At 73.6% G+C, this 21,553-nt stretch carries 19 protein-coding genes and 1 riboswitch; of the genes, 11 read left to right on the top strand and 8 right to left on the bottom strand.

Features of this window, described 5'->3' with window-relative positions; translation table 11 throughout:
* The first annotated feature begins 64 nt into the window (after window positions 1-64).
* The 5 genes from AB0L74_RS10720 to AB0L74_RS10740 all read left to right on the top strand — a co-directional run bounded on the left by AB0L74_RS10720 (window position 65) and on the right by AB0L74_RS10740 (window position 6,705).
* Window positions 65-874, top strand: coding sequence for a c-type cytochrome (locus tag AB0L74_RS10720; protein WP_365648511.1), 810 nt, complete (start codon window positions 65-67; stop codon window positions 872-874).
* Complete coding sequence (locus tag AB0L74_RS10725) at window positions 871-1,929, top strand: Rieske 2Fe-2S domain-containing protein (RefSeq protein WP_365648514.1); 1,059 nt, start codon at window positions 871-873, stop codon at window positions 1,927-1,929. Before AB0L74_RS10720 ends, AB0L74_RS10725 begins: the two co-directional genes overlap by 4 nt.
* Window positions 1,926-3,563: a cytochrome bc complex cytochrome b subunit gene (locus AB0L74_RS10730; protein ID WP_365648517.1), complete on the top strand. Its 1,638-nt coding sequence runs from the start codon at window positions 1,926-1,928 to the stop codon at window positions 3,561-3,563. Before AB0L74_RS10725 ends, AB0L74_RS10730 begins: the two co-directional genes overlap by 4 nt.
* A gap of 130 nt (window positions 3,564-3,693) precedes the next feature.
* Window positions 3,694-4,758, top strand: a complete 1,065-nt coding sequence (trpD, locus tag AB0L74_RS10735; RefSeq protein ID WP_365648520.1) for an anthranilate phosphoribosyltransferase — start codon at window positions 3,694-3,696, stop codon at window positions 4,756-4,758.
* A gap of 83 nt (window positions 4,759-4,841) precedes the next feature.
* Window positions 4,842-4,958, top strand: a riboswitch (SAM riboswitch).
* 370 nt (window positions 4,959-5,328) lie between these two features.
* Window positions 5,329-6,705: an aminotransferase class V-fold PLP-dependent enzyme gene (locus tag AB0L74_RS10740; protein ID WP_365648523.1), complete on the top strand. Its 1,377-nt coding sequence runs from the start codon at window positions 5,329-5,331 to the stop codon at window positions 6,703-6,705.
* Here the strand turns inward: AB0L74_RS10740 and AB0L74_RS10745 are convergent.
* From AB0L74_RS10745 to AB0L74_RS10775, 7 genes are all read right to left on the bottom strand, one after another.
* Window positions 6,651-7,853 (bottom strand): glycerate kinase, encoded by a 1,203-nt coding sequence (locus tag AB0L74_RS10745; protein ID WP_365648526.1) that lies wholly within the window; start codon window positions 7,851-7,853, stop codon window positions 6,651-6,653. The genes AB0L74_RS10740 and AB0L74_RS10745 overlap by 55 nt on opposite strands.
* Before the next feature lie 33 nt (window positions 7,854-7,886).
* Complete coding sequence (locus tag AB0L74_RS10750) at window positions 7,887-9,467, bottom strand: SLC13 family permease (protein ID WP_365648528.1); 1,581 nt, start codon at window positions 9,465-9,467, stop codon at window positions 7,887-7,889.
* A 57-nt stretch (window positions 9,468-9,524) separates the two neighbouring features.
* Window positions 9,525-10,190, bottom strand: a complete 666-nt coding sequence (locus tag AB0L74_RS10755) for a response regulator transcription factor (RefSeq protein WP_365648531.1) — start codon at window positions 10,188-10,190, stop codon at window positions 9,525-9,527.
* Complete coding sequence (locus tag AB0L74_RS10760) at window positions 10,187-11,692, bottom strand: ATP-binding protein (protein ID WP_365648534.1); 1,506 nt, start codon at window positions 11,690-11,692, stop codon at window positions 10,187-10,189. The genes AB0L74_RS10755 and AB0L74_RS10760 overlap by 4 nt, the downstream gene beginning before the upstream one ends.
* Window positions 11,610-12,065, bottom strand: a complete 456-nt coding sequence (locus AB0L74_RS10765; RefSeq protein ID WP_365648537.1) for a hypothetical protein — start codon at window positions 12,063-12,065, stop codon at window positions 11,610-11,612. The genes AB0L74_RS10760 and AB0L74_RS10765 overlap by 83 nt, the downstream gene beginning before the upstream one ends.
* Window positions 12,066-12,175: 110 nt before the next feature.
* Complete coding sequence (locus AB0L74_RS10770) at window positions 12,176-12,457, bottom strand: Lrp/AsnC ligand binding domain-containing protein (protein WP_365648540.1); 282 nt, start codon at window positions 12,455-12,457, stop codon at window positions 12,176-12,178.
* On the bottom strand, window positions 12,454-13,251 hold the full coding sequence (locus AB0L74_RS10775) for a rhomboid family intramembrane serine protease (protein WP_365648542.1): 798 nt from the start codon (window positions 13,249-13,251) through the stop codon (window positions 12,454-12,456). The genes AB0L74_RS10770 and AB0L74_RS10775 overlap by 4 nt, the downstream gene beginning before the upstream one ends.
* A 156-nt stretch (window positions 13,252-13,407) precedes the next feature.
* Between AB0L74_RS10775 and AB0L74_RS10780 the strand changes: the two genes are divergently transcribed.
* From AB0L74_RS10780 to AB0L74_RS10800, 5 genes are all read left to right on the top strand, one after another.
* The gene (locus tag AB0L74_RS10780) at window positions 13,408-13,647 is read left to right on the top strand and encodes a hypothetical protein (protein WP_029382693.1); all 240 of its coding nucleotides are present in this window, start codon (window positions 13,408-13,410) and stop codon (window positions 13,645-13,647) included.
* Between the two features lie 64 nt (window positions 13,648-13,711).
* Window positions 13,712-15,055, top strand: coding sequence for an NYN domain-containing protein (locus AB0L74_RS10785; RefSeq protein ID WP_365648545.1), 1,344 nt, complete (start codon window positions 13,712-13,714; stop codon window positions 15,053-15,055).
* A 209-nt stretch (window positions 15,056-15,264) separates the two neighbouring features.
* Window positions 15,265-16,305, top strand: a complete 1,041-nt coding sequence (locus tag AB0L74_RS10790) for an NlpC/P60 family protein (RefSeq protein ID WP_365648548.1) — start codon at window positions 15,265-15,267, stop codon at window positions 16,303-16,305.
* Window positions 16,306-16,529: 224 nt separating this feature from the next.
* Entirely contained in the window at window positions 16,530-17,546 is a 1,017-nt protein-coding gene (locus AB0L74_RS10795) for an NlpC/P60 family protein (RefSeq protein ID WP_365648551.1), read from the top strand.
* A 42-nt stretch (window positions 17,547-17,588) separates the two neighbouring features.
* Entirely contained in the window at window positions 17,589-18,779 is a 1,191-nt protein-coding gene (locus AB0L74_RS10800) for a hypothetical protein (protein WP_365648554.1), read from the top strand.
* Window positions 18,780-19,050: 271 nt separating this feature from the next.
* On the opposite strand, the gene AB0L74_RS10805 is transcribed toward AB0L74_RS10800, so the two are convergent.
* The gene (locus AB0L74_RS10805) at window positions 19,051-20,286 is read right to left on the bottom strand and encodes a glycosyltransferase 87 family protein (protein WP_365648557.1); all 1,236 of its coding nucleotides are present in this window, start codon (window positions 20,284-20,286) and stop codon (window positions 19,051-19,053) included.
* A gap of 124 nt (window positions 20,287-20,410) precedes the next feature.
* On the opposite strand from AB0L74_RS10805, the gene AB0L74_RS10810 reads away from it, so the two are divergent.
* Window positions 20,411-21,553, top strand: coding sequence for a glycosyltransferase family 4 protein (locus tag AB0L74_RS10810; protein ID WP_365648560.1), 1,143 nt, complete (start codon window positions 20,411-20,413; stop codon window positions 21,551-21,553).

The following is a 21,553-nucleotide window of genomic DNA, read 5'->3' on the forward strand; positions in this document are numbered from 1 at the left end:
CGCGGCCCGCTCCCGCGCAATCCCAGAAGCATCGACGCAGAAGATCCTGACACCGGGGTAATCCGTGAAAAAGCTCTCCGCACGACGACGCCACCCGCTGGCGGCGCTCGTCGTCCTACTCCTCGCGCTGGCATGCACCGGGGGGCTGTACGCCGCGTTCGCACCCGCGGACAAGGCGCAGGCCGACGAAACCGCCCAGTCCCTCGCCATCGACGAGGGCAAGAAGCTCTACTCGGTCGGCTGCGCCAGCTGCCACGGCACCGATGGTCAGGGCACCACCGACGGTCCGAGCCTGGTGGGCGTGGGCGCCGCGGCCGTCGACTTCCAGGTGGGCACCGGCCGTATGCCGGCCCAGCAGCCGGGCGCGCAGGTCCCGCGCAAGAAGAACATCTACTCGCAGGCCGAGATCGACCAGCTCGCGGCGTACGTCGCCTCGCTGGGCGCCGGTCCGACCGTTCCCACCAAGGAGCAGTACGGCCCCGAGGGCGCGGACATCGCCAAGGGCGGCGACCTGTTCCGCACCAACTGCGCGCAGTGCCACAACTTCACCGGCAAGGGCGGCGCGCTGACGCACGGCAAGTACGCCCCGACTCTTGAGGGCGTCGACCCGAAGCACATCTACGAGGCCATGGAGACCGGCCCGCAGAACATGCCCTCCTTCCCCGACGGCACCCTGTCGGAGCAGAACAAGAAGGACATCATCGCGTACCTGAACGCGGTCAACGGAGACGAGAGCGAGAGCCGAGGCGGCCTCGAGCTGGGTGGCATCGGGCCGGTCGCCGAGGGCCTCTTCGGCTGGATCTTCGGCCTCGGCACCCTCATCGCCGTCGCCGTGTGGGTCGCCGCCCGGACCGCAAAGGCCAAGAAGTCATGAGTAGCCAAGACATTCCCGAAGAGAACCTGCCCGCAGCGCAGGACACCGCACACGGCGCGGTAGGCGTCGCGGACGAGAAGCACCCGTTCGCCGACCCGGGCCTGCCGCCCCACGAGCACCGGATCCAGGATGTCGACGAGCGGGCCGCCAAGCGGTCCGAGCGGTCGGTCGCCCTGATGTTCACGGTGTCGATGCTGGCCACCATCGGCTTCATCGCCTCGTTCGTCGCGATCCCGCACGACAAGTCGGTCTACATCTTCCCGATCGGCCACCTCAACGCGCTGAACTTCGCCCTGGGCCTGACCCTGGGCCTGGCGCTGTTCTGCATCGGCGCGGGCGCGGTCCACTGGGCCCGCACCCTGATGTCCGACGTGGAGGTCGCCGACGACCGGCACCCGATCGAGGCGTCCGAAGAGGTCCGCGCGAAGGTCCACGCCGACTTCAAGCAGGGCGCCAAGGAGTCCGTGATCGGCCGTCGCAAGCTGATCCGCAACACCATGTTCGGCGCGCTCACCCTGGTGCCGCTGTCCGGTGTCGTCCTGCTGCGCGACCTCGGCCCGCTGCCCGAGGAGAAGCTGCGCCACACCCTGTGGTCCAAGGGCAAGCTGCTGGTCAACATGAACACGAACGAGCCGCTGCGTCCCTCGGACGTCGCCGTCGGCTCGCTCACCTTCGCCAAGCCCGAGGGCCTGGAACAGCACGACCACGGCTTCCAGAACGAGATCGCCAAGGCCGCCCTGATGATCGTCCGGATCCAGCCGGACAACATCAAGGACAAGCGCGAGCTCGAGTGGTCGCACGAGGGCATCGTCGCGTTCTCGAAGATCTGCACCCACGTCGGTTGCCCGATCTCGCTGTACGAGCAGCAGACGCACCACGTGCTGTGCCCCTGCCACCAGTCCACCTTCGACCTCTCCGACGGTGCCCGGGTGATCTTCGGTCCCGCCGGTCACGCCCTTCCGCAGCTGCGCATCGGCGTGAACGACGAGGGCTACCTCGAAGCGCTCGGCGACTTCGAAGAGCCCGTCGGTCCTGCTTTCTGGGAGCGCGGATGAGCACCAACACCAGCACAGAGTCCCGCTCTCGCGGGAAGGCACCGGCCGGCGAGCGCGTCGCCGACTGGGCCGACGGCCGGCTCGGGATCTACTCCCTGGCCAAGGCCAACATGCGGAAGATCTTCCCGGACCACTGGTCCTTCATGCTGGGCGAGGTCTGCCTCTACAGCTTCATCATCATCATCCTCACGGGTGTGTACCTGACGCTGTTCTTCCACCCGTCGATGAACGAGGTGGAGTACCACGGCAGCTACATCCCGATGCAGGGCCAGCTGATGAGCGAGGCCTACAAGTCGACGCTGGACATCAGCTTCGACGTGCGCGGCGGTCTGCTCATCCGGCAGATCCACCACTGGGCGGCCGTCGTCTTCCTCGCCGGCATGTTCGTGCACATGATGCGCGTCTTCTTCACCGGCGCGTTCCGCAAGCCGCGTGAGATCAACTGGCTGTTCGGCTTCCTGCTGTTCGTCCTCGGCATGTTCACCGGTTTCACCGGCTACTCGCTCCCGGACGACCTGCTCTCCGGCACCGGTGTCCGCTTCACGCAGGGCGCGATCCTGTCCGTGCCGATCGTCGGCACGTACATCTCGATGTTCCTGTTCGGCGGCGAGTTCCCCGGCGACGACATGGTGGCCCGGTTCTACTCGATCCACATCCTGCTGCTGCCGGGCATCATGCTCGGTCTGGTGGTCGCCCACCTGATCCTGGTCTTCTACCACAAGCACACGCAGTTCGCGGGTCCCGGACGGACCAACAACAACGTCGTCGGCATGCCGCTGCTGCCGGTCTACATGGCCAAGGCCGGAGGCTTCTTCTTCCTGGTCTTCGGTGTCATCGCGATCCTCGGCGGCATCGCGTCCATCAACCCGATCTGGGTGCTCGGCCCGTACCGTGCGGACCAGGTGTCCACCGGCGCCCAGCCCGACTGGTACATGGGCTTCGCCGAGGGTCTGGTCCGCGCCATGCCCGGCTGGGAGATCAACTTCTGGGGCCACACGCTGGTCCTCGGCGTGTTCGTCCCGCTGGTGCTGTTCGGCCTGTTCCTCGCGGCGATCGCCGTGTACCCCTTCATCGAGTCGTGGGTCACCGGCGACAAGCGCGAGCACCACATCCTGGACCGGCCGCGCAACGCCCCGACGCGCACCGCCCTCGGCGTCGCGTGGATCACCGCGTACATGATCATGCTGATCGGTGGCGGCAACGACATCGTCGCCACGCACTTCCACCTGTCGATCAACGCGGTCACCTGGTTCGTCCGCATCGGCTTCTTCGTCGGTCCGGTCATCGCCTTCGTGATCACCAAGCGGATCTGCCTCGGCCTCCAGCGCCGGGACAAGGAGAAGGTGCTGCACGGCCGCGAGTCGGGCATCATCAAGCGCCTGCCGCACGGTGAGTTCATCGAGGTGCACGAGCCGCTCAGCCAGGAGCAGCTGTACACGCTCACCGCGCACGAGCAGTACCAGCCGGCCGAGATCGGCCCGACGGTCGACGAGAACGGTGTCGAGCGCAAGGTGAAGGGCTCCGAGAAGCTGCGCGCCAAGCTCAGCAAGGCGTACTACGGCGAGGAGTCCCAGGTTCCGAAGCCGACCGTCGAGGAGTACAAGGAGATCACGAGCGGCCACGGCCACCACTGATCCCCGAGCGTCGCCACGCCACGAACGAAGGGCCCCGTCCGGTCTCCGGACGGGGCCCTTCGCCGTCCCCGTGGCTGGATAGGGTGGAGCCGAGTATTCGAAACCTCGCGACACCACCCAGGAGCGGCTGATGAGCGCTGTGACCCCCGCTGGAGGCGACACCGCGGCGGGCCGTTCCTGGCCCGTCCTGCTGAACGGCCTGCTGGAGGGCCGTGACCTGTCCGCGGACGAGACCGCCTGGGCGATGGACGTGATCATGCGCGGTGAGGCGACCGACGCGCAGATCGCCGGTTTCGCGGTGGCGCTGCGGTCCAAGGGCGAGACGGTCGAGGAGATCACCGGTCTGGTCCGCACGATGTACGACCACGCCAGGGTGATCGAGGTGCCGGGGGAGACCGTCGACATCGTCGGCACCGGCGGTGACGGCGCGAAGACGGTCAACATCTCCACCATGTCGGCGATCGTGGTCGCCGGGACGGGCGCGAAGGTCGTCAAGCACGGCAACCGGGCCGCGTCCTCGGCCTCGGGCGCCTCGGACGTACTGGAGAAGCTCGGGGTGAACCTGGAGCTGACGCCGCGGCGGGTGGCCCAGGTGGCGGAGGAGGCCGGGATCACCTTCTGCTTCGCCGTGAAGTTCCACCCGGCGCTGCGCCATGTGGCGGCGGCCCGGGGCCAGCTCGGCATCCGGACGGTCTTCAACTTCCTGGGGCCCCTGACCAACCCGGCCAGGGTGAAGGCGCAGGCGATCGGCGTGGCCGACGCCCGGATGGCGCCGATCATCGCGGGCGTCTTCGCCGAGCGCGGCAACTCCTCGCTGGTCTTCCGCGGCGACGACGGCCTGGACGAGCTGACCACGACCTCCACCTCCCGGGTGTGGATCGTGCGGGACGGCGAGGTCACCGAGGAGTGCTTCGACCCGCGGGACGTCGGCATCGAGCTGGTCGAGGTGGAGGCGCTGCGCGGCGCCGACGCCTCCTACAACGCCGACGTGGCGCGGCGCCTGCTGCATGGGGAGACCGGGCCGGTGCGGGACGCGGTGCTGCTCAACGCGGCGGCGGCCCTGGTGGCGCTGGCGCCCGGCGAGGCGCCCCTGACGGAGCAGATCCGGGCCGGGATGGAGCGGGCGGCCGAGTCGATCGACTCGGGCGCCGCCCTGCGGACCCTGGAGCGCTGGGTGGCCGTCAGCAACGCCTGACGCGCCACCGCGGACGTGACGGACGTCCCGCGATCCGGACACGGGTTGCGGGACGTCGATCTTTTCCCGTACGTTCCTGTCCAGGTCATGAGCGACAGCCATTCGGCCCCGGCCGGCTGTCCGGCAACCCTCCGTCCGTGGCGGGGTGCCCCGGGTGAAGACCAGGCCGCAGACAGCAGGGTCTGCGGCAAGCGCGGACCCCTCACGCGCTCGTGAGCGAGCGCGGGGCCAGGGGTCCTGGTCGTTCGAGGGAGCCTTCCGTGAGCAAGCGAATGCGCTAGGCCTGTCGTCACACTCCCGTCTGCCTCGCGGCGCCACGCACGCACTCTCGCCGCACCGGGCCCCGACCCACGTACGTCCGGTACGAGGATCAGGGCCCGGCACGGCGAGAGCACGCACCTGACGCCGCGAGGCCCGCCCTTCGGCGGACGACGGGAGTGTGACGACAGGCCCTAGGGCCGCAGAGCCCCGCCTCCGCACACCCCTTTTCACCGTTCTCTCGCCTTCTCCCGCGCTGGAGCCGCACGCGCTCGCGTGGTGAGGCGTGCCTGCCTGTACGGGAGTTCCCCCATGTCCGTCTCCACCGCTGCCGCCGACCAGTCCGTTTGTTCCCCGCTGCCCGTTCTGGGCCGGGATGTCACCGTCCCCCTCGTCACCGGTGGCGAGGTCACCTACGCCGCGCTCGACTACGCCGCCAGCGCCCCGGCGCTCCAGCGGGTCTGGGACGACGTGGCGGCGTACGCGCCGTACTACGGCAGCGTGCACCGCGGCGCCGGGTACCTGTCGCAACTGTCGACCGACCTGTTCGAGAACGCCCGCAAGACCGTCGCGGAGTTCCTCGACTGCCGGGAGGCCGACCAGGTGGTGTTCACCCGGTCCACCACCGACTCCCTCAACCTGCTCGCCGCCGCCCTGCCCGCCGGCTGCCGGGTCTTCGTCTTCGAGACCGAGCACCACGCCTCCCTGCTGCCCTGGCGGGACGCGGACGTCACCTACCTCGACGCCCCGCGCACCCCGCGCCAGGCCGTGGAGACCCTGGAGCGCGCCCTCGCCGACCGCGACCCCTACGGCCCCGCCCTCGTCTGCGTCACCGGCGCCTCCAACGTCACCGGCGAGCTGTGGCCGGTGCGCGAGCTGGCCGCCGCCGCGCACGCCCACGGCGCCCGGATCGTGCTGGACGCCGCCCAGCTCGCCCCGCACCACCCGGTCAGCGTCCGCGACCTGGACGTCGACTGGGTCGCCTTCTCCGGGCACAAGCTGTACGCCCCCTTCGGCTCCGGTGTGCTGGCCGGCCGTGCCGACTGGCTGCGCGAGGCCGACCCGTACCTCGCGGGCGGCGGCGCCAGCCGCAGGGTCACCCGGCGCGCGGACGGGGGAGTGGACGTGGAGTGGCACGACAGCGCCGCCCGCCACGAGGCCGGGTCGCCCAACGTGATCGGCGCCTACGCCATCGCCTCCGCCTGCAAGGCCCTCACCGAGGCCGGGTTCGACGATCTCGTCGCCCGGGAGCGGTACCTGATCGGGAAGGTGCGGGCGGGGCTGGCCGAGGTGCCCGAGGTCAGGGTGCTGTCGCTGTTCGGCGACGACGCCCCGCGCGTGGGGGTGATCTCCTTCGTCGTCGAGGGCTGGAACAGCTCCCACTTCGCCGCCGCCCTGTCGGCCGAGTACGGCATCGGCGTGCGCGACGGCCTGTTCTGCGCCCACCCGCTGGTGCGCACCCTGCTCGGCAGCGACCCGCAGGCGCAGGGCGAGTGCGGCGCCCCCGAGGCGGCGCCCGGCGAGAAGTCCCTCAACGCGATCCGGGTCAGCTTCGGCGCGGGCACGCCGGACGAGCACGTGGAGCGCTTCCTGACGGCGGTGCGGGAACTGGTGCGCGACGGCGCGCGGTGGAACTACCGAACCGAGGACGGGCGGTGCGTGCCGGACACGTCCGCCGCGGCCGCCTGAGCCGGCAGCCGGGCGCCCAGCAAAATCATGCGCAGGGCGCGCTCGGTGGCGTCCGTGAGGAGTTCGGCGGCCCGCAGCAGCGCCTCCGCCAGGGCCATCGGGGCGGGCAGGATGCCGTGGCAGGCGTCGATGCCCGGCACCTCGTGGGCGCCCTCGCCGAGCGTGCCCGCCAGCGCGAGCACCGGGCGGCCGTGGCGCTTGGCGCGGCGGGCCACCTCGGCGGGGACCTTGCCGCGCGGCGTCTGGCGGTCGAGGGCGCCCTCGGCGGTGACCACGAGGTCGGCGCGGGCCAGACGGGCGTCCAGGTCCAGGTGGTCCAGCAGTACGTCGAAGCGGGGCAGCAGCCGGGCGCCGAGGGCGGCCAGACCCGCGCCCAGGCCGCCCGAGGCGCCGGTGCCGGGGTCCAGGCGCAGGTCGGTGCCGCCGGCGGGCAGGTCGCGGTTCAGGACGCGGGCCCAGTTCTCCAGTGCCTCCGACAACTCCTCGACCTGGGCGGGGGTCGCCCCCTTCTGGGGGCCGAAGACGCGGGCCACGCCCCGCTCGCCGCACAGCACGTTGTACGGATTGCAGGCCACGAGCAGCTCCACGTTCCCGAGGCGGGGGTCGAGGCCGGACGGGTCGATACGGGCCAGCCGCAGCAACTCCCGCCCTCCTCGCGGAAGTTCGAAGCCGTCCGCGTCCAGCAGCCGGGCGCCCAGCGCCTGGAGCGCGCCCGCGCCGCCGTCGCAGGTGCCCGAGTCGCCGCAGCCGACCAGCACGCGCCGCACCCCGGTGCCGAGCGCGGTGCGGATCAGCTCGCCGACGCCGTACGTCGTCGTCGCGCCCGGATCGCGCAAGGAGCGCGGGACGAGGGACAGGCCGGCGACCGCCGCCATCTCCACCACGGCCGTGTCCCCGCCGCCGAGCAGCGCGAAGTGGGTGCCGATCCGCTCACCGAGCGGCCCGGTGGCCGGCAGCGCGACCAGCCGCCCGCCGGTCGCGGCGGACAGCGCGACGGCGGTGCCCTCGCCGCCGTCCACCAGGGGGATGAGGTCGATCCCGGCGTGCGGCAGCACCCGGCGTACGCCCGCTGCGATGGCGTCGGCCGCGGCCTGGGCGGACAGGGACTCCTTGAAGCCGCTCGGGGCGACGACGACTCGGTTCAGCATGGACGGCTCCTTCGGTGCGGGCGGGGGCGGGCCTCAGGGGGTCACGGGCACGCCGAGCAGCGGCCAGACGGCGACGGCGAACAGCCAGACGAGCGCGGCCGTCAGCGGGGCCAGCACGGCGGACAGGCGCAGCAGGTGGCGCGGGGTGTAGGTGGGGGTGCCGGGCAGGTCGGAGAAGAGGGTGACGGGCTTGGCGGAGGCCGGAAGGGTGTGGCAGAAACCGGCGGCGGCCGTGGACGCCAGCGCGGCGGCGGCCGGGTTGACCCCGGCGCCCGCGGCCGCGGCGATCACCAGTGGCACCAGCACCGAGGAGCGGGCCGAACGGGACTGGAGGAGCAGATGAGCCGCCGTGCTGACCGCGACGACGACCATGAGGAACACCGCCGGGGACACGTCCGCCGGCAGCCCGGCCACCAGCCACTTCGCCGCGCCCGAGTCGGTGAGCGCCACGCCCATCGCCATCGTCGCCGCCATGAACAGCAGCAGGGACCAGGGGACCGTCCTGAGCGCGTCCTTCAGCCGTACGGTGCCCAGGGCGGGGGTCGCGGCGACGATCGCGCCGATCAGGGCGACGACGGCGGGCGGCACCCGGTGCAGCGGCTCGCTGCACCACAGCACCACGACCGTGGCCAGCAGCAGTGCGCAGCGCTGCTCCTCCTGCGTCCAGGGGCCGGTGACGGGACGGTCGCTGTGCCGCTGAACCTCCTCGGGGGTGATGCGCACCGCACCCGCGCGGTCCGCGCGCCGGGTCGTCGTCAGCAGGACCGTCTCCGCGGCCAGGTGGGAGGAGGCCACCGCCAGGGGCAGGCCCAGCAGCAGCCACTCGGTGAAGCCGATCCGCTGCCCGGTCGCCTCCCACAGCACCGACACGGTGATCAGGTGCGCGCCGGCGCCGATCAGGGTGGCCACCGCCGACAGCAGGATCACGGTGGGGAACAGCAGCGCCAGCATCACCACCAGCCGCTTGCGGCCGGCTAGTGCCTCGGCAGGCGACGCTTGCCCGTCAAGGAGCGGAGTCCGGTGCGTGCTCTCGGCGTGCCGGCCGGAAGTCCTCGTACTGGACGTACTGGGGCTTTCGGCCGGTGCGGCGAGAGGGCGTGCCGGGCGTCGCGACGGGGCCAACGCTGCCGGCGGAGGCACTAGCACCCGGGCCAGGGCGAGGAACACCGGAAGCGCCAGCGCCGCCCGGCCGGAGGTGGCGGGCACCGCGAACGCCGTGACGACGAGCGCGGCCGTGGTCAGGTGCACCAGCTGCCGCACCGTGCGTGCCCCGCTCACCAGGAACGCCGCGGCCCGCCCGGCGAGCCCGGTCCGGGTCACCGCGGCGGCCAGCACGAACGCGCAGATCAGCAGCCATACGGTCGAGTCGCCGAGGGTGCCGAAGAGGGTGTCGCTGCTGATGACCCCGGTCACGGTCAGCGCGAGCCCGGCACCCAGCGCGATGTAGGTGTCGTCGATCGGCGTGCCGATCCAGGCGCAGGTCGCCAGCGCGAACACCGCCAGGGTCAGGCGGGCGTCACCGCCGAGGGCGGGGAAGTTGGCGGGGACCGCGAGCAGCGCGCACAGCGACAGCGCCGCGCACAGGGACACGGTCAGACGGGGAGTCAGCGTCACATCACCGAGGGTCCGCCCGGGCCGTGAGCCGTCGATGAGCCGCACATGAAGGAAACTTCACGCGGCCGGCAGCCGGTACCCCATCCCCCGTACCGTCTCCACCTGCCGCGCCCCGAGCTTCTTGCGCAGCGCCCGCACATACACGTCGACGATGTTGGAGCCCGGGTCGAAGTCGTAGCCCCAGACGTGGGACAGGATCTGCTCCCGGGACAGCACCTGCCCGGGGTGCCGCAGGAACAGCTCCAGGAGCACGAACTCACGGGCCGTCAGGTCCACGGTGCGCTCCCCGGCCCGTGCCCGGCGGGTGCGCAGGTCCAGGGAGAGCTCGCCGGACCTGAGCACCGTCACCTCCGGCGCCCGGGCCGCCGTACGCAGCCTCAGGCGGACCCGGGCGAGCAGTTCCTCGAACCGGAACGGCTTGGTCATCCAGTCGTCGGCGCCGCCCTCCAGGCCGGCCACCGTGTCCCGGACGGAGTCCCGCGCGGTCAGCACGATCACGGGAGTGGTCACCCGGGCCTCGCGCAGCTCGCGCAGGACCGTGAAGCCGTCCCGTCCGGGCAGTCCGATGTCCAGGACGATCAGGTCGAAGCCGCCGGTCAGGGCGTACTCGTAGGCGGCGTCGCCGTCGCCGACGACGGTGGTGGTGAAGCCGTTGGCGCGCAGGCCCTTCTCGACGAAGGAGGCGATGCGCTCCTCGTCCTCGACGATGAGGATGCGGGTCATGGACGGGTCTCCTCCAGGGTGAGGACGAAGGTGGCGCCGCCGCCCTCGGTCGTGTGCGGCCGGACCCGGCCGCCGTGGCCCTCCACGATCGCCTTCACGATCGCGAGCCCCAGCCCGGCCCCCGAACCGCGCGCCCCGCGACGGGAGTCGCCGCGCCGGAACCGCTCGAAGATCACCTCGGCGTCCTCGGGCCGGATGCCGGGCCCGGAGTCGGCGACGTACAGCTCGATCCCCGACTCCCCGGCCCGGGAGCCGATCGCTATGGCCTGGCCGGGCACGGTGTGCTGCACGGCGTTCTGCGCGAGCTGCACCATCGCCTGCGTGATCCGCTGCGGGTCCAGCAGCACCTCCCGGTCGGCGACCTCCGCCAGCCGCCAGTCGCGGTCGCCGAGGGTGCGGGCCTTGACGTAGACGTCGGCGGTGAGCTCGGCGAGCTGCACCGGTTCGCGGGTGACGAAGTCGGGGCGTTCGGCCTTGGCGAGCAGCAGCAGGTCTTCCACGATCCGGCTCATCCGGTCCAGTTCGTCGGTGACCAGGCGGACGGTCTCCTCCCGCTCGGCCGGGTCGTCGCCCATCAGCTCCAGATGGCCGCGCACGATGGTGATGGGCGTGCGCAGCTCGTGCCCGGCGTCGTCGACGAACTGCCGCTGGGCGGCGAATGCCTGCTCCAGCCGGTTCAGCATCGCGTTGAACGTCTTGGCGAGGGCGGCGATGTCGTCGTGGCCGTGCACCGGGATGCGGCGGGTGAGGTCCCGCTCGGTCAGCTCCGCCGCCGTGACCCGCACCAGGCGTATGGGGGTGAGGATGCGCCCGGCGACCACCCAGCCGATGCCGGTGGTCATCAGCAGGGCGAGACCGGAGATGACGAGCAGGATCCGGAACACCTGCTCCACGCGGGCGTGTTCGTGCACCGGGTGGACGGCGACGACGAACGCCGCGTCCGGCTCGGTGCCGGGGCGGGCGACGGCGACCTTGGCCCAGCGGACCTCCCCCGAGGCGCGGCGCAGGGTGCCGGTGGAGCCGGCGGAGCCGAAGATCTCCCGCAGTCCGGCGGTGTCCAGGTGCAGGGGCAGCCGCACCGGGACCTCACGGTCCTGGACCAGCCTCGCGGGGGTGGTGCCCCGGCGCCCGGCGAGACCGATCAGCTCCTCCTCCGGATCGGCGTACTGCCCCGCCAGGTACGTCCGCAGCAGCCGCCGCGGATCGGTGAACGGGCGCCCGGTGGCCGGGTCCGCGGCGCGCTTTTGGAAGTTGATGAACTCGTGGGCCTCCTGCGACAGTTCGGCGGCGGCCCGGGCGTCGGCGTCCCGCAGCAGGATCGACCGGGTGGTCGTGGCGACCGAGGCCAGCGCGACGGTCATGACCAGCAGCAGCCACAGCAGGATGCGGACCCGTGCCGACAGCCGCCGGCGCGCGCGGTCAGCCGTCGGTGCCGGCTCCGTCGTCGGCGTCGTCGTCTCCCGCGCCCGAGGTGGCTGCGGGCCCGCTGCGGTCGTCGTCATCGTCGTCCCCGGCTGGGCTGTCGGTCACCGGCGGCCGCTGGACCACCTCGTCGCCCGGCGCCGGCTGCGGCCGCGCGGCCGTGGCGGCGGGCTCGGCCGGGCGGGCGGGCGTGGGCGTGGCCGTGGCGGCGGACCTGGCGGTGGCGGTGGCGGTGGGCGTGGCCGCGGGTGCGGCGGTGGGCGCGGCCGTGGCCGTGGGCGCCGCGGTGGGCGTGGGCGCGGCCGCGGGGGCGGGGGAGTCGCTGACCAGCTCCACCTTGGGGGGGACCTTCGGGGGCTCGGGGGTGTCGGCGAGGACGAAGCTCGTCGCCGCGATGCCGAGGGGGATCAGCACGACGGCGGCCAGCGCCGCCATCCGGCGGGAGAAGACCATGCTCCGATCCTGCCCCCGGGGCCGGGCGCCCGGGATGAGTTCCGGATGAAGAACCGTTCATCTCCGGCGGGCGGGGGCCCTCGGCGGCCGTCCCCCCTCCGGGGGCGTCGTCAGCTGTCGAGCCCGATCGCGAACGCCGCCTCCAGGTCGTGCTGCGAGTAGGTGCGGAACGCCACGTGGGTGTCGGTCGCCTCCACGCCGGGGATCTTGCTGATCCGGCCCGGGATGACCTCGGCCAGCTCCTCGTGCTCCGTGACCCGCACCATGGCGATCAGGTCGTAGGTGCCGGTGACGGAGAAGACCTCGCTGACGCTCTCCAGCGCGGCGATCCGCTCCGCGATCTCGGGGATGCGGTCCACGCTGGTCTTGATGAGGACGATCGCGGTGATCACGGCTGGTTCTCTCCCTCGGGGGCCGTCGCTGGGGCGCTCCTCACTCTAGTCCCCGGGCCGAACAGCACCCAGGCGCAGCCGAAGCCCAGCCCGAACCCCACCAGGTGGGCCAGGTACGCCACCCCCGGCCCGCTGCCCGCCCGCCCGGCGGCCAGCCATTGCAGGGCCGCCCAGAACGGCAGCACGATCCACGCCGGGAAGCGCAGCGGCAGGAAGAACAGGAACGGCAGCAGACTGGTCACCCGGGCCCGCGGGAACAGGAACAGGAACGCGCCGAGGACTGCCGAGATCGCCCCGGAGGCGCCGACCAGGGGCTGCCGGGAGTCGGCGTTGGCCAGCGCGTAGCCCAGCAGGGCCAGGTAGCCGCAGCCGGTGGAGAAGAGGAGGAACCGGATCCGGCCCATCCGCTCCTCGGTCATCGCCCCGAAGACGTAGAGGAACAGCATGTTGCCGAGCAGGTGGACCCAGCTGCCGTGGACGAACAGGGCCGTGGCGGGGGTGAGCACGGCCCGCGCGGAGCCCGTGAACAGCTCCGCGGGGATCACGCCCCACTGCCGGAAATAGGCGCGCTGCGCGGCGATCAGCTCCTCGCCGGAGCCGTACGCCGGACTGAGGCCCGAGGCCGGGCCGGCCAGGAAGAGGAGACAGCACAGCGCCATCAGGCCGTACGTCACCGGTGCCCCCGTGCGCCGGCCCGGCCGGGCCCGCGCGGCGGCGCGGGCCGTCCGGCCCGTCCTGGCCGTCCGGCCCGTCCCGATCGTCCGGCCGACGGCCGCGCTCCACTTGCGGATCATGAACACAGAGCATGACGTAACCGGACGCAACCGCACAGACCGCCATGCCGCCGTGGACGGACGGGCGCGGCGGACCCGGCAGGCCGTAGGGTTACGAGCCACACGCACCGGGAAGTCCGGCGCGTCACGGACACTGGAAGAAAGCGAACAGTCACGATGACGGTTCCCCTGCCGACCGCCACGACGCGGTGGCGCTGCGCGCTCTGCGGCAACCTCACCCGCTTCGACGTGACCCGCTCGTCGAAGGTCGTCGAGTACGTCCACCTCGATCTGGCCGGAGAGCCCACGGTGGAGGAGCGCGAGGTGGTCAGTGAGACCATCGAGTCGGTGCGGTGCCGCTGGTGCAACGCCGTGGACCAGGTGGAACTCGTGGACAGGCCGGGCGCCGGCTCCTGAGGGGAGCGGCCCGGGCGAGGCGGCCCCGGACCCAGCCGGGGGCGCGGAGGCATTGGGGTGACGGATGGCGGAGACACACGGCGGGGGGCCGGGCGACGGCGCCGCTGAGGTGCTCGACCGTCCGCTGCCCGACGGAGTGCGGCGCAGGGTCGTGCAGATCGTGTCCGACGGCTTCGGCGGGCTGACACCGGCCGAACTGCCCGCGCAACTGCGGCAGTACGCCCGGTTCGCACCGAACCGGCGCGCCAAGTTCGCGGGCAACGCCATGGCCGCGGCGCTGGAGACCGACACGCTCTTCCGGCAGCGGATCGGCGAGAAGTTCAAAGAGGCCCAGCCGGAGCTGGCCGGAGCCCTCGACTCGGGCTCTCCGCCCCCGGCCGCGGACCCGCTCGACGTGGCGGCCGCGGCCTACGTACTGCGCCCGGCGGGCTGGGTGAAGCTGGTGACCGCCGCCGGCGAGGAGGCCCAGCGCGCCGACGCCGAGCGGGCCGGCGAGGAGAACCGGGCCGAGCTGGAGCGGCTGCGCGCCGAGCTGGCCCGGGCCCGGGAGCACACCAGGGCCGAGACCGAGCGGCTGCGCGCCGAGCTGGACGCGGCCCGGAAGGAAGCCGAGTCCCTCCACCGCAAACTGCGCTCCGCCCTCAGCGACGTCAAGCGCGGCGAGGCGGCGCTGCGCAAGGTGCGGGCGGAGATCGAGGCCGTGCGCGCCGAGAGCCACGCCCAGGTCTCCGCCGCCGACAGCGAGGCCCGGCGGCTCAGGGCCCGGCTCGGGGAGACGGAGGCCGCCCTGGAGGCCGCGCGCCGGGCGGCGCGCGAGGGCCGCAGCGTGGAGGACATGCGGGTACGGCTGCTGCTGGACACCCTGCTGGACGCCACCCAGGGGCTGCGGCGCGAGCTCGCGCTGCCGCCGGTGTCGGTGCGCCCCGCCGAGACGGTCGACGCCGTCGAGCCCGGCCGGATGACACCGAAGGACATCGCGGCCCGCGCCCTGTCCGAGCACGACCCCGCCATCCTCGACCAGCTTCTGGCACTGCCTCAGGTGCATCTGGTCGTCGACGGCTACAACGTCACCAAGACCGGCTATCCGCAGATGCCGCTGGAGAAGCAGCGGCTGCGGCTGCTCGGCCAGCTCTCCCAGCTCGCCGCGCAGACCGGCGCCGAGGTGACGTGCGTCTTCGACGGGGCGGAACTCGCCGCCCCGGTCCTGCTGGCGCCGCCGCGCGGGGTGCGCGTGCTGTTCTCCAAGCCGGGCGTCACCGCCGACGAGCTGATCCGCCAGCTGGTGCGCGCCGAGCCGCCGGGCCGTCCGGTCGTCGTCGTGTCGACCGACCGCGAGGTGGCCGACGGCGTGGCCCGCGCGGGCGCCCGGCCGGTCGCTTCCGCGGTGCTTCTCAAACGTCTGTCCTGATGGTCAACGTAAGGTCCGCTTGTCGGAATTGACGCACCGGGGGCGGCACGTAGCGTCAACTCGGCGTCACCAGGTGCTACTTGAGGGCGTAGAATGGCGCGTGTGACGAGATTTTTCAGCTGAGGATTTGAACTGATCACAATGAGGTCACTAGGGTCAGGCGACGAACCTCCGAGCGGGTGATCACTCAAAAGAAGGGTTTCACCTCCGTGGCGTCCCACCGTCGACCCAAGCAGCCCAGTCGCGCCCGCGTGACCGTGCTGACCACCGCAGCCGCCGCTGCCGTCGCCCTCAGCTCCCAGGCCGCCAACGCGGCGCCCAGCGAGAAGCCGAGCAAGGACGAGGTCAAGACCAAGGTCGACAAGCTCTACGAAGAGGCGGAGAAGGCCACCGAGAAGTACAACGGGGCCAAGGAGAAGCAGGAGAAGCTCCAGGAGGAGATCTCCACCATCCAGGACAACGTCGCCCGCGGCCAGGCGGAGCTCAACGAGCTGCGCGACGGCCTGGGCCTCGCCGCCGCCTCCCAGTACCGGACCGGCAGCATCGACCCGTCCCTCCAGCTGTTCCTCTCCGCCGACCCGGACGACTACCTCGACAAGGCGTCCACGCTGGACCAGCTCAGCGGCCAGCAGGTCGAGGCGCTGAAGAAGATCCAGGTCAAGCAGCGGGACCTCGCCCAGCAGCGCGCCGAGGCGTCCGAGAAGCTCAAGGACCTCGACGCCACCCGCACCGAGCTGGGCAGGAAGAAGAAGGAGGTGCAGGGCAAGCTCGCCGCCGCGCAGAAGCTGCTCAACAGCCTCACCGCGCAGGAGAAGGCGGCCCTGGCCGCCGAGGAGCAGCGCGCCACCCGCACCAGCGAGCGCCAGGTCCTGACCGGCTCCACCGCCACCGCCTCCGGCCGTGCCGCCGCCGCCTTCGCCGCCGCCCAGAGCAAGATCGGCTCGCCGTACGTCTACGGTGCCACCGGCCCGTCCTCCTACGACTGCTCGGGCCTGACCTCGTGGGCCTACGCCCAGGCCGGCGTCTCCATACCGCGTACCTCCGAGGCCCAGTCCGGCATCGGCACGCGCATCTACTCGGTCAACGACCTGAAGGTCGGCGATCTGGTGTTCTTCTTCAACGACCTGCACCACGTGGGCCTGTACGCCGGCAACGGCCAGGTCCTGCACGCCCCGCGCACCGGCACGGTGGTCCGGTACGAGTCGATGAGCACCATCGGCGGTCCCTTCATGTGGGGCGTCCGGGTCTGACCGGCCCACCGGGTGCCCTGAATCCGCGCACGGCATGCCGCCCGAACGGGCGAAATCGCCGGACCGCGTCCCGACCCCCCGCCCCGCCCCTGACCTGCGTCAGCGGCGGGGCGTCGCGTTGGCGTCGCGTTGCACGCCCCGCCGGGGCGTTGGTCGGCGCCCCGGGCGCGGGGCTACTGTCTGCCGCGTTTCCCTGTCCGCCAGCGGAAGGAGCGCGGCCACCCGTGGGGTCCCATCGTCGTCTTGCACCGTCCGGGTTCGACCGGGGCGCCGGTGTCGCGGCCGGTCTGCTGTCCGCCGCCGCCGCCGCGCTGGGCGCCGCACCGGCCGGGGCCGCGCCGCACGACGACATCCGTGCGCGGGTGGACCGCCTCTACGAGGAGGCCGAGCGGGCGACCGAGGCGTACAACGAGGCCGACGAGCGCGCCGACGCCCTGCGCCGGCAGGTCCGCGCCCGGCAGGACCGGATCGCCCGGCAGCAGGACCGCGTCAACACCATGCGGGAGGCGCTCGGTGCGCTGGCCGGTGCCCAGTACCGCTCCGGCGGCCTCGACCCGGCCCTCGCCCTGCTGCTGTCCGCCGAGCCGGAGGAGTACCTGGAGAAGGCCGCCGTGCTCGACCGGCTCAGCACCCGCCGGGCCGGAGAGCTCAAGGAGCTCCAGGCGGCCCTGCGCCGGCTCACCCAGGAGCGGGCGGAGGCCGCCCGGCAGCTCGCCGCCCTGGACCGCGGCCGCAAGGCCGTCGCCGCCCACAAGCGGACCGTCGAGCGGAAACTGGCCCAGGCCCGGCGGCTGCTCAACTCCCTCTCCGAGGACGAGCGCGCCGCCTACGACCGCTCCTCCCGCTCCTCCCGCGCGGACCTGGCCGGTGCCGTCGCCGGTGGCGCCCCGGCCTCGGGCCGGGCCGCGGCCGCCGTCGCCGCGGCCCGCGCGGCGCTCGGCAGGCCGTACGTCTGGGGCGCCAGCGGGCCCGCCGGCTTCGACTGCTCGGGGCTCGTGCAGTGGTCGTACGCGCAGGCCGGGATCGCCCTGCCGCGCACCTCGCAGGCCCAGGCCGGTGCCGGGCGGCGGGTGCCCCTGTCCCAGATGCGGCCCGGCGACCTGGTCGCCTACCGGGACGACGCCAGCCACATCGGCATGTACGCGGGCAACGGCCAGGTCATCCACGCGCCCTACCCCGGGGCACCGGTGCGCTACGACCCGGTCGGCATGATGCCGATCTCCTCGGTGACCCGGGTCTGACTCCCGGCCCGCGCACCGCCCGGCGCCCGTACGATCGGGCAGGTGGCTGATCGAAGGCGGGTGTGGGGTTCCGGAGCGCTGGCGCTGTGCCTGCTGCTCGTCTCCCTGGTGGGGTGCGGCGGCCGGTCCGGCCCCGACGCCGCCACGACCGAGGTGCAGGGGCTGCTGGACCGCCGCGCGGCCGCCGTCCTCGCCCGCGACGAGGCCGCCTTCGCGCGCACCGGCACCCGGTCCGGCTTCGCCGACCTGCGCGAAATCCCGCTGGCCGCCTGGTCCTACGACGTGACCGGCCTGGACCGGGCCGGCGACACGGCCACCGCCGACGTCCGGCTCCGCTACCGCCTCGCGGGATACGACCCGGCCCCCGCCACCGCCGGCCGCACCCTGCGCCTGAGCCGGGAACGCGACGGGCACTGGCGCGTCGACTCCGACCGGCCCGCCCCCGGGGCCGGCCGGCTGCCGTGGGACCAGGGCCCGGTGCGCGTCGTCCGCGGCGCGCACGGCATCGTGCTCGGCGTCGGGCAGCCGGCCGGCACGCTGCGCGGCCTGGCGGAGCTGGTGGACCGGGCGGTGCCCGCCGTGGACGACGCCTGGGGCGAGCGCTGGCCCCGGCGCGTCGTCGTGCTGGTGCCCGGGTCGCTCCGCGACATGGCGGCGCTGCTCGGCTCGCCCGCCTCCTCCTACCGGGGGATTGCGGCCGTCACCACCGGGCGGACGGGCGGCGGCGCGAGCGCTCCCGCCGACCGGATCGTGGTCAACCCCGACGCCTACGGCCTGCTCGGCACCCTCGGCAAAGAGGTGGTCCTCACCCACGAGACCACCCACGTCGCCACCCGCGCCCACACCGGTCCCGCGACCCCGCTGTGGCTGTCCGAGGGCTACGCCGACTGGGTCGGCTACCGCGCCAGCGGGCGCACCCCCGCGCAGGCCGCCCCGGAGCTGTCCCGGGCGGTCGCCGAGGGACGGGTGCCCGGCGCACTCCCGGACGACGGGGACTTCGGCTTCACGGAGGACGCCGAGGGGCTGGCTCGGGCCTACGAGGCCGGCTGGACGGCGTGCCGGATGATCGCCGAGCGCTGGGGCGAGGAGGCACTGGGCGCCTTCTACCGGGCCGTGGGCGCCCACGAGCGGCGCGAGGGCGCGGTCGAGGACGCGATGGCGACGGTGCTGGGGACGACGCCGGAGGCGTTCACGGCGCAGTGGCGGGAGTATCTGCGGGCGCGGCTCGGCTGATCCGGCGCGCCGGCGATCGTGGCCCGCGGCCCGCGGCAGCCTTCGGCGCCGGTCCGCCCCCCGTAGACCGCGCCGACGCGAGGGAGCAGGTCATGAGCGGCGGCCGGGCGGCCGGGCACCCGCCCTCCTCCGGGCGGCTCTGCCGGGTACGGCGGTGACGGCCGGCACCGGCGTACGGCCGGTCCGGCCGCGGGCCGACCGGGGTGGGCCCGGCACCGGCCACGGGGGTGCGGGGCGCGGCGGCGGGGGCGCCGGCGCGGCGCGGCCGGGCTCAGGAGGAGACCGGTGCCCGCCGGGCGCGGGCGGTGCGGCGCGGTCCGGGCGCGGCCGTCCGGCGCGGCACCGTCCGCCGCCACAGCACGCGGGCCGCGGTGAGGGCGGCGGCCACCAGCAGGCCGTTGCGGACGGACAGCAGGGCGACGCCGAGCGGGTCACTGGCGACGACGTGCGCGAACCAGACGGGGAACTCCAGCACCGTCACGGCGCAGGCGGCCAGCACCAGCCCGGCCGGCAGCCGCATCCCGCTCGCGGCGAAGGACCGGCACACCGCCGCCAGCCCCACCAGCCACACCAGGTACTGCGGGCTGATGACCCGGCTGGTGACCGTGAACAGCAGCACCGCCGTGAACGCCGCGTCCGCGAGCGTGTGCGCCCCGAACCGGCGCGCCCGCAGCTGCCACAGCAGCAGCCAGCCGAAGGCCGCCGCGGTCAGCGCGAGGGCGGCCGTGCTCACCGCGCCGACGTACGGGCCGAGGAACTCCACCGAGCCGTAGGCGAGCCGCACCTCGCCCTCCCAGCCGGCGTGCCGCGCCACGTGGAAGACCAGCGCGCCCAGCGACTCCACCTCGGTGCCCCGGTCGCGCTGGAAGGCCAGGAACGCGAACGCCCCGGGCAGGGCGAGCGCGAACAGGGCCGCGAGCGCCGCGCCGGTCACCGCCGCGGCGGCCCAGGGGCCGCGCCGGCGCTCGCCGGCCAGCAGCAGCGCCGGCCACACCTTCACCAGCGCCCCGAGGGCCGCCAGCGCCCCCGCCGCCCGGGGGTGCCGGGCCGCGGCGAGCAGCGCGGCCACCGCGACGGCGGTGACCATCACGTCGTAACGCGCGTACACCGTCGGCCCCAGCAGCGGGACGCCCGCCACCCACACGGCGGCGCCGCGCGGCGTCCGGCCGGGGCGCCGGCCCGCGCGCGTCAGCAGGACGAGCACGGCCAGGTCGGCGAGGCAGGCCAGGACGGAGAAGGCGGTCGCGTAGTCCAGGAAGGGCAGCAGGGCGGGGGAGAGCACCGCGAGGGCGGCGCCCGGGGGGTACTGCCAGGTCACATCGTCCAGCGGAAACGTTCCGGTGCGCAGGACGCCGTACCAGCCCCGGTAGATCACGGAGACGTCGGCGGTCACGTCCGGGCCCGGGAAGACGTACACCTTGAACACGAACAGCAGCAGGACCAGCCGCGTCGCGGCCCAGGCCGCCAGGAGGCGTACCGGGAGCCGCCTCGTGTCCGTCGTCTCCACCCGCTCCCTGCCCGTGCCCGTCCCTGTGCCGTCGCCGGTCCCATGATGACCCGGGCGCCGGTGGGCGGCCACAGGCCCGGCCGGGGCCCGCCGCCCGCCGGGGGGTTCGGTAGGGTCGGCGGCGATGCACAAGACCCTGATCGTGACCAACGACTTCCCGCCCCGGCCGGGCGGCATCCAGGCGTTCCTGCACAACATGGCGCTGCGCCTGGACCCGCAGCGGGTGGTGGTCTACGCCTCCACCTGGAAACGGAGCCGGGAGGGCATCCGGGCGACCGCCGCCTTCGACGCCGAGCAGCCCTTCCCCGTCGTCCGGGACGCCACGACGATGCTGCTGCCGACGCCCGCGGCGACCCGGCGGGCCGTCGGGCTGCTGCGCGAGCACGGATGTACATCCGTGTGGTTCGGGGCGGCGGCGCCGCTCGGGCTGATGGCGCCCGCGCTGCGCCGGGCGGGCGCCGAGCGGATCGTGGCCACCACCCACGGGCACGAGGCCGGCTGGGCCCAGCTGCCCGCCGCGCGGCAGCTGCTGCGGCGGATCGGGGAGTCCACGGACACCCTCACCTACCTCGGCGAGTACACGCGCTCGCGGATCGCCGGCGCGCTCACCGCGCGGGCCGCCGCGCGGATGACGCAACTGCCGCCCGGGGTGGACGAGAAGACCTTCCACCCGGGATCGGGCGGAGAGGAGGTCCGGGCACGGCTCGGGCTCACCGACCGGCCCGTGGTCGTGTGCGTCTCCCGGCTCGTGCCGCGCAAGGGGCAGGACACCCTCATCCGGGCCATGCCCCGGATCCTGGCCGCCGAGCCCGACGCCGTGCTGCTGATCGTCGGCGACGGGCCCTACGGCGAGGAGCTGCGCCGGCTCGCGCGGGAGACCGGCGTCGCCGGCTCCGTCCGCTTCACCGGCGGTGTGCCCTGGGAGGAGCTGCCCGCCCACTACGGCGCCGGCGACGTGTTCGCGATGCCGTGCCGCACCCGGCGCGGCGGGCTCGACGTCGAAGGACTCGGGATCGTCTACCTGGAGGCGTCCGCGACCGGGCTGCCCGTGGTCGCCGGGGACTCCGGCGGGGCGCCGGACGCGGTGCTGGACGGCGAGACCGGCTGGGTGGTGCGGGGCGGGGTGCCCGAGGAGGCCGCCGACCGGATCGTCACCCTGCTCGGCGACGCGGAACTGCGGCGCCGGATGGGGGAGCGGGGACGGGCCTGGGTCGAGGAGAAGTGGCGGTGGGACCTGCTGGCGGACCGGCTCAAGACACTGCTGTGA

This window comes from Streptomyces sp. NPDC052020, assembly GCF_040680575.1.
Lineage (GTDB): Bacteria > Actinomycetota > Actinomycetes > Streptomycetales > Streptomycetaceae > Streptomyces.